A 14,377-nucleotide genomic window follows, 5' to 3' on the forward strand; every position below is an offset into this window, starting at 1 on the left:
CGAAACGCCCGCTGGCGCTGGCGCCCGCCAGGGACCGGACGGGCCGGACCAGGATCCGCGGCCGGCCAGCCAGAAGGAAGGCGCCGGAGCGCCCCTTTCCGGCGAGCCGGCACCGGACGGCCTGCCGGCTGGCCAGACGGCGGAGGAGGGCCAGGTGCCGGACCAGAAGGACCTGGTCCTGGAGCAATGGCTGCGGCAGGTGCCGGACGACCCCTCCGGCCTCCTGCGCCGCAAGTTCATGCTGGAGCACCAGCGCCGCCAGCGCCAGGGGGGCCGGCCATGACCCGAATCTGCAGCCCGGGCTGGCTTCTGTGGGCAGCACTTCTTCTTATGCTGGCGCCGGCCGTCCAGGCCGCCGCCGGCCTGGAGGCCTGGCTGGACCGGGACCAGGTGAGCCTCGGGGAGACGGTGCAGCTGACCATCAAGGCCGAGGGCCGGGTGAGCGGCGAGCCGGACACCACCCCCCTGGAACGGGATTTCCACGTGCTTGGCACATCCAGCGGCTCCAGCATCCAGATCACGGGCGGCCAGATGTCCAGCACCACCACCTGGCAGATCACCCTGGCCCCCAGGCGGGAGGGCGTGCTCGCCATCGGCCCCCTGGAGCTGGACGGCCGCTTCTCCAACGCCTTGAGCCTGACGGTCACCGCCGCGCCAGCGCCCCGAGCCGACTCCGGCGCCGATCTCTTTCTGGAGACCGAGGTGGAGCCCGGCACGCCCTATGCCCGGCAGCAGGTGCTCTACCGGGTGCGGCTCTTCCACGCCGTCCCGCTCACCGAAGGCAGCCTGTCCGCCCCGCAGCCAGACAACACCCTCATGGAACAGCTGGGCGAAGACCAGGCCCAGGAGCTTACCCGCCAGAACCGGCGCTACCGGGTCATCGAGCGCACGTACGCCCTTTTTCCCCAGGAGACCGGCCAGCTGACCCTCCCGCCGCCGGTCTTCCGGGGCATGGTCCGGGAGCGGGACCAGCGCCGGGACCCCCGGCAGTTCTTCTTCGGCAACGACCCCTTCGGCATGCTGGGCGGCACCACCAGACCAGTGCGCATCGCCGGCCAGCCCTTCACCCTCACCGTCCGCCCGGCGCCCCTCGATGCCGCCGGCGTCCCCCGGCTGCCGGCCTTCTCGCTGGAGCTGGCCGAGGAGTGGCAGCCCGAAGAGGCGCGCATCCGGGTCGGGGAGGCAGTCACCCGGGCCATCACCGTCACCGCCCAGGGCCAGACGGGCGCCGCCCTGCCGGAGCCGGCTGCCGGCGCTGTGGAGGGCTTCAAGGTCTATCCCGACAAGGCCGAGCTGACCAGCGCCCAGGGACGGGACGGGATAACCGGCACCCGCCGGCAGAAGACCGCCTTCATCCCCACCCGCCCCGGCACCTACACCCTGCCCGGCATCAGTCTGCCCTGGTGGGATGTGGCCAGCGACCAGGCCCGGGAAAGCCACCTGCCGCCCCGGACCATCTTCGTCCTGCCCGGCGACCAGCCGGCCGAGGCCGCCGCCTCGCCGCCCTCCCCCGCCACCCCGGCAGCGCCGGCCACCGCGGCGCCGGCAGCACCGCTGGCCGGGCCGGCCGCGGCCGGCGGCCCGGTCTTGGGGCCAGCCGCCACCCTGGCCATGGGCATCGCCTGGCTGTCCACCCTCCTCCTGTGGTGGCGGGACCGGCGGCGCTACCGGCGGCCGCCGCCGGACGGCGACCGGCATCCCTCGGCCCCGGCCCGGCTTGCCGAGGCCGGCAAAGCGGTAGCCGCCGCCTGCGCCGCCCACGACCCGGCCGGCGCCCGTCAGGCCCTCCTCCTGTGGGCCGCCGCCCGCTGGCCAACCGATCCGCCTCCCGGCCTGTCCGCGATCGCCACCCGCCTCGGCGACCCGGATCTCACCACCGAGATCGATCTCCTGGGCCGCCGCCTCTTCGCCGCCCAGCCCGCCCCCTGGGACGGCCAGCGCCTGGCCCAGCTCTTCCGGCAGGCCGCAGCAGCGCACCGCCCCGAAAAGAAGAAGAATCCCACCCTGCCAGCCCTCTATCCGTGACAGGCGCCGGACCGGCGGCTGACCGGTCCGATCCGACCCGCCGGCTTCAATTGGGCGCGCCCCGCGCCTGGCAATCCATGGGTCCCATGATTCCCATAGCTTCCATGGCTCCTATGGCTCTCCTGGACCCATGGGACTTATAGGACCTATAGGACTTATGGGAGGCCACCATGGCCAACTTCCGCCGTTGCACCCATTCGGGTGCACCCCGCGAATGGCAACTCTGAGGAAACAACGGCCACCAGAGCGGACTTCCGGCGTTGCATCCACCCGGGTGCGCCCGCGCATGACAGCAGCACGCCCGCCCACGGCCGACTCCCCGGCCTCGGTCTCAAAAGTCTTATGGATGCGTAGATGGGTGGAGGCGACAGCCGCAACCCATCAGCCGGCCGGGTCGAGATGGGTTGCGCTACGCTCCACCTACGCGGGCACCACTCCGTTTCATCCACTTGGGTGCGCCCCGTGTTGTGGGTGGGTGGCTTGCCGGCAGGGCCAGCGGGTACGGGACCCTGGCTCACGCCGCCAGGGCGCGGAGCAGGAGCTGCAGCTCGGCGGCGTCGTCACAGTCCAGGGCCGGGTTCTCGGCCAGGGCCTGGTCGCGGCTGCCCTGAAGGATAGCCTGGAGCTTGGGGATGAGGGCCTGGGCCCAGGGCTGTAGAGGGAGTTTTCCCGGTCGCCAGGGTTCCGGGCATGCAGGGCGGCCATGATCCCCTGGAGCTGCTCCGTGGTCGCGGCAACGCCCAGCCGGCCTACGGCCGGGGCCAGGAGCACCAGGGCCCGGGCGTGGCACTGGACGCTGTCCACCAGGGCCTCGATGGCGCCCAGCTTGTCACCGGGAGCAGGCCAGCTCCACGGCCAGGGTGGTCTTGCCCGCCCCGCCGCTGCCCAGGACCACGGCATAGTCTTCCAGGAGGAGCAGCCGTTCCAGGGCCAGCAGCTCCCGGCTGCGGCCCTGGAAATGGTGGGCCGGCGGGTCCGGCAGGGCACCCAGACTCAGGACCCGCTTGCGCGCCTCCAGCCTTTGGACCGCCTCGGGGGGAACGGCGGTGACCAGTGGCGGATCCGCCTCCTCCTGGAAGAGTACCGGCACTCCACCAGCCTGTCCTCATCCCGGGGATCCTCGAAGCAGAGCGCCCCCAGGCCGTGCTGGCGGTCGTAAATCCCGTGGCCGTCGAAATGGACCACATCGAAGGGCTCGCCCCGGTCGGCGGCAGCCTGCAGGGCCTCTTTGAGGGCCGGGAAGGTGGGGGGCGCCAGCACCGTGAGCCGAACCAGATCCCCCAGCCCGGCCACCGCCTCCTTCAGGGGCCGGGCCGACACCCGGTGGTCGATGTAGCCGGCAGCCTCGTCCTCGGGACCAGCACCTGCCGGGCCGCGGCGATGGCCTCCTCGATGGCCGGCGCCAGCTTCTCGCCGCCCCGCAGGCTGCGGGAGTCCACCCAGACCGGGATGCGCAGGGATTCCAAGGCGATCCGCAGCGTGGCAACAAAGCCGTCGTCCGCTGTGGCGTGGGAGATGAAGACCTCGGATGCTGGCATGACAGGCTCCGTCAGAGCGCCAGCAGGTGCAGGAGGACCCGCACCTGGTAGTGGTATGAGTTGACGCCGGCGCCGTTGTACCGGCGAACAGCGTAGGGCCAGTCGCAGCCGATGTTCTTGCGGATCGGTACCCTGGAGTAGGTCTCGGCCTGGTAGTACTGGGTCTGGGTGAAGACGTGGGCTGCGCCCTCGTAGAAGGGGGTGACACCCATGGTGATGGTGGTGCTGCCGGCATCTGCCAGGCAGTTCTGGCAGTCGCGCAGATGGCGGCTGTCGCCCTCGGCATACTTGCAGAGGCGCAAAGGGCCGTTGCCAATCTCCCGCAGCCGGTCGTCGGCCCTGGTTCCGGAGGTCGAGCCGTTCACGAAATGGTCGAGCTTGTCTCGCAGCTCGGCGATGGCCCCTTCCACATTGCGGACCGGATCGAGCATGAAGGCACCGACCTCGGCCGTGGTCGGCGGGTGGTGGAACAGGGTGTACTGGCCCGCGCCGTAGCCCCGGGAAGTGATGATATGCCTCTCCGTGGCATTGGTGTCCAGCCCCACGGTGATGAAGGTGTCTTCATCGTCCTTGGCCGGCACGTTGAAATGCCTCAGGCCGCTTTCCTGGGTGAGAATGGCCAGAAGAAAGGGCACCGGCACGGCAGCCGAATCCATGTCCCGGAGCATGGTGAGGATGCGCTTGTTCTCCGCCACCGGATCCTGGGCGGCCGGCAGCTTCGGAAAGAGGCTGTCGGCGACGAGATCGCGCAGACAGGCTGCCAGCCCCTGGTCGACCACGCCGGTGACCTGCACCACCCGTCCCTGATTGTAGTTGAGCACCGCCACCGGCGCCGCGCCGTCCCCCTGGCGACTCTTGCCAACGTTGTGGAGCAGATCGTGCTGCAAGGCCATGACCGCGCGCCTGGTGCCATCGCCGAACCGGCCGTCGATGCCCTGCTTCAGGTAGCCCAGCTGCCGGAGGTGGCGCTGCAGGTCCCGGACCTGCCGGTTGGTGGCGGCGGTGCCGCCCTTTTCGAGAACAAGCCCTGGTGTCTGGTAGCTCAGCTCCATTGTCCTGCCTCCTTGTGAACAGGTCGAAACAGCTGCCCGTCAACCACCAGGATAGGGCCGCAGCTGCCCTCTCTTTTTGGCGCACCCGATACGCCAACACCTGCGGATTGACGGCTGAGCTCGCTGTTTACCTTCTGGAATTATGGGGAGTCAAGGTATTTCCCAGCACCACCGGCCGCCCGCTCGACCCGGCAGCGGCAGCGGCCGAGCAGGGTGGCAGGCGATGGAGCGCTCGAAGGTTCCCTCTGCCGCCACATCGCTGTATGCTGTGGCCAGCCGACCGCCGGTGCCTAGCGCCGGCCGTTGCTGTTGGCGAGGCGCCGGCCGGCGATTCGTGCCGGCCTATGGCGACCAGTCCATGGAAGAAGGCTTTCCGCCTTCACCGAACCGGAGCAGGTTCATGGCCATTCGCGAGCTGGCTCGGGAGCTCTATCGGCTGCAGCAAGACAAGGACCGGCTGGAGGCAGCGCTGGCCGCGGCCCCGTTCCCGGAGCAGGCAGCCCTGGCCGACCGGCTGCGCCAGGTGCGGGCCCAGTGGCAGCGGCTCAAGGATATCCTGGAGGGAGAGAAGGCCCCGCCCCCCTTCCGCCAGATCCCCAGCACCATAAGGCCCAGGGACTGAGACCGGTTCCCTCTCTCTCAAGAAACACCGGCCACCAGAGCGGACCTCCGGGCGGTTCATTCATTTTTTGCGTCCTGCGTATGGCAACCCACAGATCCCATGACTCCCATGGACCCATGGGACTTATAGGCCCTATAGGACTTATGGAAGACCACCATGGCGGACTTCCGGCGTTTCCCCCATTCGGGTGCGCCCCGCGCATGGCTACTTTTCCGGGACAGCGTGTGCTCCCGCTCCGGAAGGCCAGGCGAGGCGGAATGCGCCAGGCAAAACTCCAGAATGACATTCACTACGGAGGACATCATGGCATCTTTCCGTTTTTTTATGCTGTCGTTCGTTCTGCTGGCCACGACCACCCTGCCCTCCCAGGCCGGCGCCGGCAAGAAGGTGGTGCTGTGCAGCACCTTTCCCGTCTACCAGATCACCCGCCAGCTCGCCCAGGCCAGTCCTGCCCTGGAGGTCCAGTTGATGCTGCCGGCCGCCGCCGGCTGCCCCCATGACTACGCCCTGACCCCCCAGGACCTCCGGAAGCTCGGCGGCGCCGACCTCTTCATCATCAATGGCCAGGGCCTGGAGGAGTTCCTGGACGACGTCCGGAGGGCGAGCCCCGGGCTTGCCATCGCCGACAGCTCCGGGGGGATCACCGATCTTCTGCCCTACACCGGGGAAGGGGATGACGCCCTTGACGAGGATCACAACCACGGCGGGATGAACCCCCACCTCTTTGCGAGTCCCCGCATGAGGGCCACAATCGCCTGGAACATCGCCACCGCGCTCGGCAAGCTGGACCCGGCCGGCGCGGCCGACTACCAGACGAGGGCCAAGGCCTATGCCGAGAAGATGGAGGCGCTGGCCGGGGATCTCGCCGCCCTGGGCACGCGGCTGGCCAACAAGCGCGTCGTCACCCAGCACGGCGTCTTCGACTACCTGGCGCGGGACATGGGCCTGGAGGTGGTGGCCGTGGTCCAGGCCCATCCGGGCCAGGAGCCCTCCGCCGCCGAGATGCTCGCCATCGTCAGGACTGCCAGGGAGAAGAAGGCAGGCGCGGTCTTCACCGAGCCCCAGTATCCGGACAGGGTCGGCCAGGCCATTGCCCGCGAGGCAGGGATCCCGGCCGCCACCCTGGACCCGGTGGCCACCGGACCCGAGGATGCGCCTCCGGACCACTATGAAACGATGATGCGGCAGAACATGCGCACCCTGGAGCGGGTGCTGGGGGTGCGATAACGTGCAAGGATCCCGCTGTACCGCCGGGGCGACGGTCACGTTTGCGGACGTGAACGTCGCCCGCGCCGGTGTCCAGGTTCTCGACCGGGTGAGCGCCACGGTGCCCCAGGGGGGATGCACGGCCATCGTCGGCCCCAACGGCGCGGGCAAGACCACCCTGCTCCTGGCGCTGCTCGGCCAGATTCCCTTCCAGGGCCTCGCCCGCATCGAAGGCCTGCGGAGCCGGCGGCCACGGCTGGGCTATGTCCCCCAGCGGCTGTCCCTGGACCACGGCCTGCCCCTTTCGGTCATGGAGCTCATGCTCATGGAGCACCAGCGCCTGCCGTTGTGGCTCGGCCGCCGGAAAAGGCACCAGGAGCGGGCCCGGGCCCTGCTCGCCGAGGTCCGGGCGGAGGGCCTCGTCGCCCGCCGGGTGGGCGCGCTTTCCGGCGGCGAGCTGCAACGGGTGCTGCTGGCCCTGGCCCTGGCCCAGGAGCCGGATCTGCTGGTCCTGGACGAGCCCACCGCGGGCGTCGATGTGCAGGGCGACCACGTCCTGTGTGACCTCCTGGAAAGGCTGCGCTGCGAAAGGGGCTTCACCCAGCTCATGGTCAGCCACGATCTGGCCACCGTCACCCACCACGCCACCCACGTCATCGCCCTCAACCACCGGGTGGTGGCGGAAGGCCCGCCCCACGAGGTCCTGACCAGCACCACCCTGACCTCGCTCTTCGGCCTGCACATGGGCCTGGTGGACCGCCGCGCCATGCCCGGCGGCGGCACCAGCTGCTCGGCCTCCTGCTGCCAGAGGGAGACGGATGCCTGATCTGACCGCGCTCTACGATCTCATCCCCCGGCTGCTGCCCTTCCAGTGCCTGGAGGCCCGCTTCATGCAGCAGGCCCTGGTGGCCCTCCTGCTCCTGGCTCCCATGACCGCGGCCATGGGGGTCCAGGTGGTGAACTTCCGGATGGCCTTTTTTGCCGACGCCATCAGCCACTCCGCCTTCGCCGGCGTGGCGGTGGGCCTCCTTTTCGGCATCGACCCCCGCTTCAGCATGCCGGCCCTGGGCCTGGGCATGGGGCTGGGCATCATTGCGGTGCAGCGCCGGAGCGGTCTGTCGGCGGACACGGTCATCGGCGTCTTCTTCTCCGCCATGATCGCCTTCGGACTCGCGGTGGTCAGCCGCGACCGCAGCCTGGCCCGGGACCTCCAGCGCTTTCTCTACGGCGATATCCTCACCATCAGCCAGCCGGAGATCCTCTGGCTGGCCGGCCTGTTCGTTGTCCTTCTGGCCTACCAGGCCTGGGGCTACAACCGGATGCTGGCCATTGGCATCAGCCCCTCCCTGGCCCAGGCCCACCGGGTGCGGGTCGCCGGCTACCAGTACAGCTACGCCGCCCTGCTCGCCGTGGTGACCATCTTCGCGGTCTGGGCGGTGGGGGTGCTCCTGGTCTCGGCCCTCCTCATCGTGCCCGCCGCGGCGGCCCGCAACCTCACCCGCTCCGCTGGTGGCATGTTCTGGTGGGCCCTGGTCGTGGGCACCACCTCCGCCGTGGCCGGCCTCCTCGTCTCAGCCCAGGACTGGGCCCGCACCGCCACCGGCGCCACCGTCATCCTGTTCACCTGTGCCTGGTTTGTGGCAAGCCTGGGTGTTGCCTTGCTCCGGAAGGAACAGGCTCTGTAGGTCCGCCGCCTACGGCACATGCCCTGGTCGGAGCTGGCAAGCACTCTGTGCACGAACGTCCCTCCTATCGATATTGATTTTGCAGGCGTTAGAATATATATATCAGATATATATTCCATGGAGGTTGCTACCATGCAGACCGCGAAGCTCTTCCAAAACGGCAACTCTCAGGCCGTACGATTGCCCAGGGAGTTCAGAATGCCTGGGGACATGGTGAAAATATCGAGAAGGGGCCGCCAGGTAATCTTGGAGCCATTGGAAACGACCTGGGATTCTTTGTTCGATTCCCTCAAGGATTTCCCGGACGACTTTATGGTAGACGGGCGGCAGCAGCCAGCGGGGCAAGAGAGGGAATCGTTCTGATGCGCTATCTGCTCGACACCAACATTTGTATCTATCTGATCAGAAACCAGCCTGTTGGAGTCCGCAAACAATTCGAACAGCACTCGCCGCACGAGGTTGCCATCTCCGCCATTACCGTCTTCGAGCTTGAATACGGAGCCGAGAAGAGCCAACACCGCCAACGTGCCAAAGACGCCCTTGCGAAATTCCTCCTGCCTTTGAACGTCATCGACATGGATCGTTCTGCTGCCGAGGAGGCAGCAAGCATCCGTGCCGTTCTTGAAAGAAGAGGCACGCTTATCGGCCGCCCCTATGATCTGCTCATCGCCGGCCTGGCACGATCTCTGGACCTGACATTGGTAACCAACGATACCAGAGAATTCGAAAGGATTGATGGACTGAAGCTGACCAATTGGGTAGAGAACCTGCCGAGATAAGGCGTCCAGAACGGCTTTGGCGAGGCATGGCTGGGCGGCCTGACGCCCCTGGTCGGGGGCTGTCAGGCGCTCTGTGCACGAACCACTTGTCCACCTCCCACTTGCCCATCCTATTGTGCCGGCTACCGTAGTGCACGGCTCCTCGCCAACCTGTTGCAGGCCCAGCCGCGACTTCGGGGCGCACACCTACGAACGGGTTGACCGGCCGCGCGGCGATTATTTCCATACGGACTGGAGCGGCCACGGCGGCCAAGTCCCGGTTGCCGCCCAAAAGGCCCTGGCGATCTAGAAAACGAGACTCGATCCCCCGGTTCATTGAGAAACAGTATGCGCCGGCAATGGCGCTCCACCACAACGGCTGGCAACTGCAGAGGAAAACCCCCATGACGAACTATGACTATGACATCGGCATCATCGGCGGCGGCGCGGCAGGGCTTACGGTCGCCTCCGGGGCGGCGCAACTCGGTGCCAAGACCCTGCTGGTGGAGAAGGAGGCGACGCTGGGCGGCGATTGCCTCCATTTCGGCTGCGTGCCCAGCAAGACCCTGATCAAGACCGCCCATGTCTATCATCTGATGAAGCACGGGCAGTACTTCGGTCTTCCGGCCTTCTCCCCGCCGCCGGTGGATTTCCGGCAGATCGCCGACCGGATCCGTTCCGTGATCGGGGTAATCCAGAAGCACGATTCGGTGGAGCGGTTCTGCAAACTCGGGGCAAGAGTCGAGTTCGGGGATCCGGAGTTCACCGACGAGCACACCATCACCCTCGGCAATCGTTCCCTCTCCGCCCGGGCCTGGGTGATCGCCACCGGCTCCGGGCCGGAGGTTCCGTCCATCCCCGGCCTTGCGGACACACCCTATTTGACCAACCGCGATATCTTCTCCCTCGACAGGCTGCCGGAGTCTATGATCATCCTCGGCGCTGGCCCCATCGCCATTGAAATGGCCCAGGCCTTCTGCCGACTGGGGACGCGAGTGACCGTGGTGCAACGTAGCGGCCAGATCCTGAGCAAGGAAGACCGGGACATGGCGGATATCGTCAGGCAGCGCCTGGCGGAGGAAGGCGTCCGTTTTCAGATGAACTCCGCCGTCGTCAAGGTGGCGGACCTGGGCCACGAACGGGGGGTGGTGATCAAGGACGAGGCAGGCGCAACCATCAGCCTTGCGGCCAAGGCCATCCTGGTGGCCTTGGGGCGTGCCCCCAACATTGACGGACTCGGGCTCGACCGCATCGGGGTGGCTTTCGACCGCCGCAAAGGGATTGCGGTGGACGCCCATCTCCGCGCCAGCCACAAGCATATCTACGCTGCGGGCGACGTCATCGGAGGCTACCAGTTCACCCATGTGGCCGGCTATGAGGGCGGCGTGGTGTTGAGTAACGCCGTGTTTCATCTTCCCCGGAAAACCGATTACACCCATGTGCCGTGGTGCACCTATACCCATCCCGAACTGGCCAGCATCGGCATGAACGAGAAAAGCGCTGCGCAGGCCGGCATCGAATACTCGGTGTGGAGCGAGGAGTTTGCCGCCAATGACCGCTCGCTGGCCGAAGGGGAGAGCACCGGCCGCATCAAGCTGCTCCTGGACAGAAAGGAGCGGCCCATTGGCGTGCAGTTACTGGGGCCGCAGGCCGGCGATCTCATCGCTGAGTGGGTCGCCATCATGAACGGCGGCGTGGGGCTCTCCAAAATCGCCTCGGCCATTCACCCCTATCCCACCCTGGCTGAGATCAACAAGAAGGTGATCGGCGGGGTCTTTGCCCCCAAGATATTCTCGGACACGGTGCGGAAGGGCCTTAAATTTTTCTTCAGCTTCAAGGGCCGCGCCTGCGTCTGCGAGGATGTGGCGGCCTGCAACGAAGACAAGATAACTTAAGGAGCCCATCATGCCTCGCGACCTCCCCTTAGGTAATGGCCGTCTGCTCGTCTGCTTTGACCAGGGTTACGCCATCCGCGATCTCTTCTATCCCCATGTCGGCCAGGAAAACCACCTCTCCGGCGACTTCTGCCGCTTCGGGGTCTGGGTCGACGGGGTCTTCCATTGGGTCGGCCCTGGTTGGCGCCGGGAGCTCCTCTATGAACCGGGGACCATGGTGACCCGGGTCAACCTCTTCCATGAAGGGTTGGGCGTGCTGCTCACCTGCCGCGACGCAGTCGATTTCCACGAAAACATCTACCTGCGGGAGGTGCGGGTAGAAAATCTGCGCCCCTCGGCCAGGGAGATACGCCTCTTTTTTGCCCAGAGTTTCAATATCTCCGGCAACAGCGTCGGCGATACCGCAGCCTTTGACCCGGAGACCGGGGGGCTTGTTCACTACAAGGGCAGCCGGTATTTCCTCGCCGGAGGGATGGGGGACGGCGGCCACGGCTTCAGTCAGTTTGCGGTGGGGCAAAAAAACGGCAACGGCAAGGAGGGCACCTACCGGGACGCCGAAGACGGCACGCTTTCCGGAAATCCCATTGCCCAGGGGTCAGTGGATTCCGTGGCTGCCCTGCACCTTTCGGTGGCGGCCGAGGGCCGGGCCACCGCCTATTTCTGGCTTGCGGCCGGAGATTCCTGGGCTGCGGTGCGGCGGCTGGACCAGGTGGTCAAGCACAAGACGCCGCAGATCCTCATCCAGCGCACCGCCGACTATTGGCGGCTCTGGGCCAATAAAGAGATGCCGCACCTGGAGCTGTTGCCGGACAAGGTGGCGGATCTCTACCACCGCAGCCTCCTGGTTTTACGCACTCAGATCGACTGGCAAGGCGGGATTGTCGCGGCCAACGATTCGGATGTGATCGAGTTCAACCGCGATACCTATTCCTATGTCTGGCCACGGGATGGGGCCTTGGTGGCCAACGCCCTCGACCTGGCCGGCTACCCCATGCCGGCGCAGCGTTTTTATGAATTCTGCGGCGCGGCCATCGAACGGGAAGGGTATTTTCTCCACAAGTACAATCCGGACGGGACCCTGGCCTCTTCCTGGCATCCGTGGCTCAACAACGGCCATCCCCAATTGCCGGTCCAGGAGGATGAAACAGCCCTGGTGGTGTGGGCGCTCTGGAATCACTTTGTCTTCTACCGCGACATCGAGTTCATCAAGCCTTTCTATAAACCGCTGATCAAAAACGCGGCCGACTTCATGTGCCGTTACCGGGACGAGGAAACCGGACTGCCCGCCCCCTCCTACGATCTTTGGGAAGAGCGCCATGGCATCTTGAGTTTCACGGTTGGGGCCGTGTTTGGCGGCTTGACCGCCGCCTCCCTTTTTTGCAGCATGTTCGGCGAAGAAGAGCGGGCGGAACGCTATCGCCAGGCTGCCGCCGAGATCCGCGATGCGGCCAGCACCCACCTGTGGAGGGAAGATTCGGGCCGCTTCTGCCGGATGGTGTTCCGTGACCAGCAGGGTGTCTTGCAGGTTGACGAGACGTGTGACAGCAGCCTGTGGGGGTTGTTCGCCTTCGGTCTCTACGACCCGGCCGATCCGCGTATCGAGGCCACCATCAAGGCGCTCCGTCAAACCTTATGGCTCAACACCGCGGTCGGCGGCATGGCCCGTTATCAGGGAGACCCCTATCACCTAAAAAACAGCGCCTATCCTGGGAACCCTTGGTTCATCTGTACCCTCTGGCTGGCGGACTACCTGACCTGCCGGGCCAATAGCGAAGAGGAGCTTGCGAAGCCAATCGCCATCCTGGAATGGGTGGCCGATCATGCCCTTCCCTCAGGAGTGCTCGCGGAGCAGGCGCACCCGGAGACCGGCGAGCCGCTCTCGGTCTCGCCCCTCACCTGGAGTCACGCTACTTTTGTCGCCAGCACCCAGCGTGTTTTGCGGCGGCTGACCGCCATGCGCTCCTGCCCGACCTGCGGCCGCCATTCGTCTTCGGTGCGCCTGCACGATGAGGACTGGCTAGCTCCTCTGTACGCCAAGACCTGCGATGCCATCCACGGCATCTGCAAGGCGCGATAAGCACTTGACACTTTCGACAAAGGGGCGCCTCCTGGGGCTTGATCGGGTCTGCGAGGTCAAGACCCCGCGCCGCAAGCTCACCAAGCTGGCCGCCCAGGGGAAGGCCGACGAGCTTGCGGCCCGGCTCGCCCGGCTGCAGCTGGCCGGGCGGGAAGAGGCGCTGGGCTTTCTGTACGTCGATGGGCACGTGCGGGTCTATCACGGCAAGCACAAGCTGGCCAAGGGCTACGTCACCCAGCGGCGGCTGGCCATGCCGGCCACCACCGATTACTGGGTGAACGACCAGGAGGGGTCGCCGATCCTGGTCGTCACGGCGCCGGCCAACGAGGGCCTGAGCCAGATGCTCCTGCCTGTGCTTGACGAGGTGCGGCAACTCCTGGGCAGCCAACGACGGGTGACGGTGGTCTTCGATCGCGGCGGCTGGTCCTTGAAGCTGTTCCGGACGATGGTCGACAAGGGCTTCGATTTCGTCACCTACCGCAAGGGCACGGTGGAGCCGATTCCGGAGGCCCACTTCTCGCCGCAGCGCGCCTGGCTTGACGGGGGCTGGCGGGAGTATCGGCTGCACGAGCGGAGCGTCTTCCACCCCACGGCGAGGTTCTGGCTCCGGCAGGTCAGTCACTTCAACCATGCCGCCCACCAGACGCACATCGTGACCAGTCGCCAGGATCTGCCGGCGACACCGACCTCCGCCTCGTCTATGCCGTAACGGACACCCCCGTCCAGGTTGCATCCACCTGAGGGGGGATGTCAGGAGGTCTGACGTTCAGACGGCTTCGGCGAGGCATGGGGAATCACGCCCTGGTCGGGGCTGTCAAGCTCTCTGTGCACGAACGTCCCGCTTGTCCCGACGGGGTAATACGCGAAATTGAAATGCGATCACGCAATTTTGTCTCCCACAAATAGGATGCGAGAACCGCGCCAACAACTCCTGAAACAATTTCAATAATCATAATTGTAATTATCCGGCGATTTTTTTCAATATATGCTCGCCAAACTCTACTTGACTAGTACGTGAATCATAGCCAACAGCAAAACCTTTAAAATTCCCGTCACCGTTGCGCTCAAAAAAATATGTCCCATAGTCTAAAAAAAAATGATTTTCAGAGTCCTTTGATGGTGTCCAAAAAAGTCTAAGAAAGCGATCATTATAATCGCCTTCTATATTCCATTTCATGCCAGGATATTGATCACTAGTGATAATTCCATGAACTTTATCCCCTTTTTGCTTCGTAAACTCAAAATGTTCTTTAAATTTTTCGTTCTTGCCCTCTATGGTTTCTAACCAGCTTGACTCCCATTTGGTCCCAACAAAATTAGGTAGATCATTTTTTCTGAAAATTCTATCAAATTTTTCTGATTTGCCAATAAAAGCACCACCTATTCCGGCAATTATGGTGCTAATTCCACCAATGATTCCTGCTATGATTGTTGATTCCATAGTGCTCCAATCGGTTTATTTTCCTGCCCAATCGCGGCGCTGACCCGCGGAGCCTGACGGATGGGAGCAGGCGCAGCC

At 65.3% G+C, this 14,377-nt stretch carries 15 protein-coding genes and 1 pseudogene; 12 read left to right on the forward strand and 4 right to left on the reverse strand.

The features are described from left to right. Both AB1634_15585 and AB1634_15590 read left to right on the forward strand, forming a co-directional pair. A partial coding sequence (locus AB1634_15585; protein MEW6220936.1) for a hypothetical protein occupies positions 1 to 283 on the forward strand: 283 nt, incomplete at its 5' end. Next, positions 280 to 2,025: a BatD family protein gene (locus AB1634_15590; protein MEW6220937.1), complete on the forward strand. Its 1,746-nt coding sequence runs from the start codon at positions 280 to 282 to the stop codon at positions 2,023 to 2,025. The genes AB1634_15585 and AB1634_15590, both read left to right, overlap by 4 nt. Before the next feature lie 829 nt (positions 2,026 to 2,854). Here the strand turns inward: AB1634_15590 and AB1634_15595 are convergent. The 3 genes from AB1634_15595 to AB1634_15605 all read right to left on the reverse strand — a co-directional run bounded on the left by AB1634_15595 (position 2,855) and on the right by AB1634_15605 (position 4,615). After that, a complete protein-coding gene (locus tag AB1634_15595) occupies positions 2,855 to 3,115 on the reverse strand; it encodes a hypothetical protein (protein ID MEW6220938.1) in 261 nt (86 codons plus the stop codon). 211 nt (positions 3,116 to 3,326) lie between these two features. Further along, a complete protein-coding gene (locus AB1634_15600; GenBank protein MEW6220939.1) occupies positions 3,327 to 3,563 on the reverse strand; it encodes a TIR domain-containing protein in 237 nt (78 codons plus the stop codon). 11 nt (positions 3,564 to 3,574) lie between these two features. Beyond that, entirely contained in the window at positions 3,575 to 4,615 is a 1,041-nt protein-coding gene (locus AB1634_15605) for a peptidoglycan-binding domain-containing protein (GenBank protein MEW6220940.1), read from the reverse strand. A 400-nt stretch (positions 4,616 to 5,015) separates the two neighbouring features. Here AB1634_15605 and AB1634_15610 point away from each other — a divergent pair, with 400 nt between their 5' ends. The 10 genes and pseudogenes from AB1634_15610 to AB1634_15655 all read left to right on the forward strand — a co-directional run bounded on the left by AB1634_15610 (position 5,016) and on the right by AB1634_15655 (position 13,567). Further along, entirely contained in the window at positions 5,016 to 5,237 is a 222-nt protein-coding gene (locus AB1634_15610; protein ID MEW6220941.1) for a hypothetical protein, read from the forward strand. A gap of 303 nt (positions 5,238 to 5,540) precedes the next feature. After that, the gene (locus AB1634_15615; protein MEW6220942.1) at positions 5,541 to 6,464 is read left to right on the forward strand and encodes a metal ABC transporter substrate-binding protein; all 924 of its coding nucleotides are present in this window, start codon (positions 5,541 to 5,543) and stop codon (positions 6,462 to 6,464) included. A gap of 1 nt (position 6,465) precedes the next feature. After that, a complete protein-coding gene (locus AB1634_15620; GenBank protein ID MEW6220943.1) occupies positions 6,466 to 7,269 on the forward strand; it encodes a metal ABC transporter ATP-binding protein in 804 nt (267 codons plus the stop codon). Next, positions 7,262 to 8,128, forward strand: a complete 867-nt coding sequence (locus AB1634_15625; GenBank protein ID MEW6220944.1) for a metal ABC transporter permease — start codon at positions 7,262 to 7,264, stop codon at positions 8,126 to 8,128. The genes AB1634_15620 and AB1634_15625 overlap by 8 nt, the downstream gene beginning before the upstream one ends. A 132-nt stretch (positions 8,129 to 8,260) precedes the next feature. Next, on the forward strand, positions 8,261 to 8,491 hold the full coding sequence (gene vapB / locus AB1634_15630; GenBank protein ID MEW6220945.1) for a type II toxin-antitoxin system VapB family antitoxin: 231 nt from the start codon (positions 8,261 to 8,263) through the stop codon (positions 8,489 to 8,491). Then, positions 8,491 to 8,907 carry a type II toxin-antitoxin system VapC family toxin gene (locus AB1634_15635; GenBank protein ID MEW6220946.1) on the forward strand — a complete coding sequence of 139 codons (417 nt, stop codon included), beginning with the start codon at positions 8,491 to 8,493 and terminating at the stop codon, positions 8,905 to 8,907. Before vapB ends, AB1634_15635 begins: the two co-directional genes overlap by 1 nt. Positions 8,908 to 9,015: 108 nt before the next feature. Next, positions 9,016 to 9,196: pseudogene (locus tag AB1634_15640) on the forward strand (NADP-dependent phosphogluconate dehydrogenase). A 94-nt stretch (positions 9,197 to 9,290) separates the two neighbouring features. Continuing rightward, positions 9,291 to 10,781 carry an FAD-dependent oxidoreductase gene (locus tag AB1634_15645; protein ID MEW6220947.1) on the forward strand — a complete coding sequence of 497 codons (1,491 nt, stop codon included), beginning with the start codon at positions 9,291 to 9,293 and terminating at the stop codon, positions 10,779 to 10,781. Between the two features lie 10 nt (positions 10,782 to 10,791). After that, positions 10,792 to 12,858 carry a glycoside hydrolase family 15 protein gene (locus AB1634_15650; protein ID MEW6220948.1) on the forward strand — a complete coding sequence of 689 codons (2,067 nt, stop codon included), beginning with the start codon at positions 10,792 to 10,794 and terminating at the stop codon, positions 12,856 to 12,858. Between the two features lie 4 nt (positions 12,859 to 12,862). After that, positions 12,863 to 13,567, forward strand: coding sequence for a putative transposase (locus AB1634_15655; protein ID MEW6220949.1), 705 nt, complete (start codon positions 12,863 to 12,865; stop codon positions 13,565 to 13,567). A 252-nt stretch (positions 13,568 to 13,819) separates the two neighbouring features. Here AB1634_15655 and AB1634_15660 read toward each other — a convergent pair whose 3' ends face one another. Next, the gene (locus AB1634_15660; GenBank protein MEW6220950.1) at positions 13,820 to 14,299 is read right to left on the reverse strand and encodes a hypothetical protein; all 480 of its coding nucleotides are present in this window, start codon (positions 14,297 to 14,299) and stop codon (positions 13,820 to 13,822) included. Positions 14,300 to 14,377: the final 78 nt, after the last annotated feature.

The sequence above is a fragment of the Thermodesulfobacteriota bacterium genome (assembly GCA_040755095.1).
Classification (GTDB): Bacteria; Desulfobacterota; Desulfobulbia; order Desulfobulbales; family JBFMBH01; genus JBFMBH01.

Bases quoted from the DNA above. Each gene is read 5' to 3' on its own strand.
- AB1634_15590 (MEW6220937.1), top strand. From the start codon at position 280: ATGACCCGAATCTGCAGCCCGGGCTGGCTTCTGTGGGCAGCACTTCTT.
- AB1634_15600 (MEW6220939.1), bottom strand. From the start codon at position 3,563: ATGCCAGCATCCGAGGTCTTCATCTCCCACGCCACAGCGGACGACGGC.
- AB1634_15605 (MEW6220940.1), bottom strand. From the start codon at position 4,615: ATGGAGCTGAGCTACCAGACACCAGGGCTTGTTCTCGAAAAGGGCGGC.
- AB1634_15610 (MEW6220941.1), top strand. From the start codon at position 5,016: ATGGCCATTCGCGAGCTGGCTCGGGAGCTCTATCGGCTGCAGCAAGAC.
- AB1634_15615 (MEW6220942.1), top strand. From the start codon at position 5,541: ATGGCATCTTTCCGTTTTTTTATGCTGTCGTTCGTTCTGCTGGCCACG.
- AB1634_15625 (MEW6220944.1), top strand. From the start codon at position 7,262: ATGCCTGATCTGACCGCGCTCTACGATCTCATCCCCCGGCTGCTGCCC.
- vapB (MEW6220945.1), top strand. From the start codon at position 8,261: ATGCAGACCGCGAAGCTCTTCCAAAACGGCAACTCTCAGGCCGTACGA.
- AB1634_15635 (MEW6220946.1), top strand. From the start codon at position 8,491: ATGCGCTATCTGCTCGACACCAACATTTGTATCTATCTGATCAGAAAC.
- AB1634_15645 (MEW6220947.1), top strand. From the start codon at position 9,291: ATGACGAACTATGACTATGACATCGGCATCATCGGCGGCGGCGCGGCA.
- AB1634_15650 (MEW6220948.1), top strand. From the start codon at position 10,792: ATGCCTCGCGACCTCCCCTTAGGTAATGGCCGTCTGCTCGTCTGCTTT.
- AB1634_15660 (MEW6220950.1), bottom strand. From the start codon at position 14,299: ATGGAATCAACAATCATAGCAGGAATCATTGGTGGAATTAGCACCATA.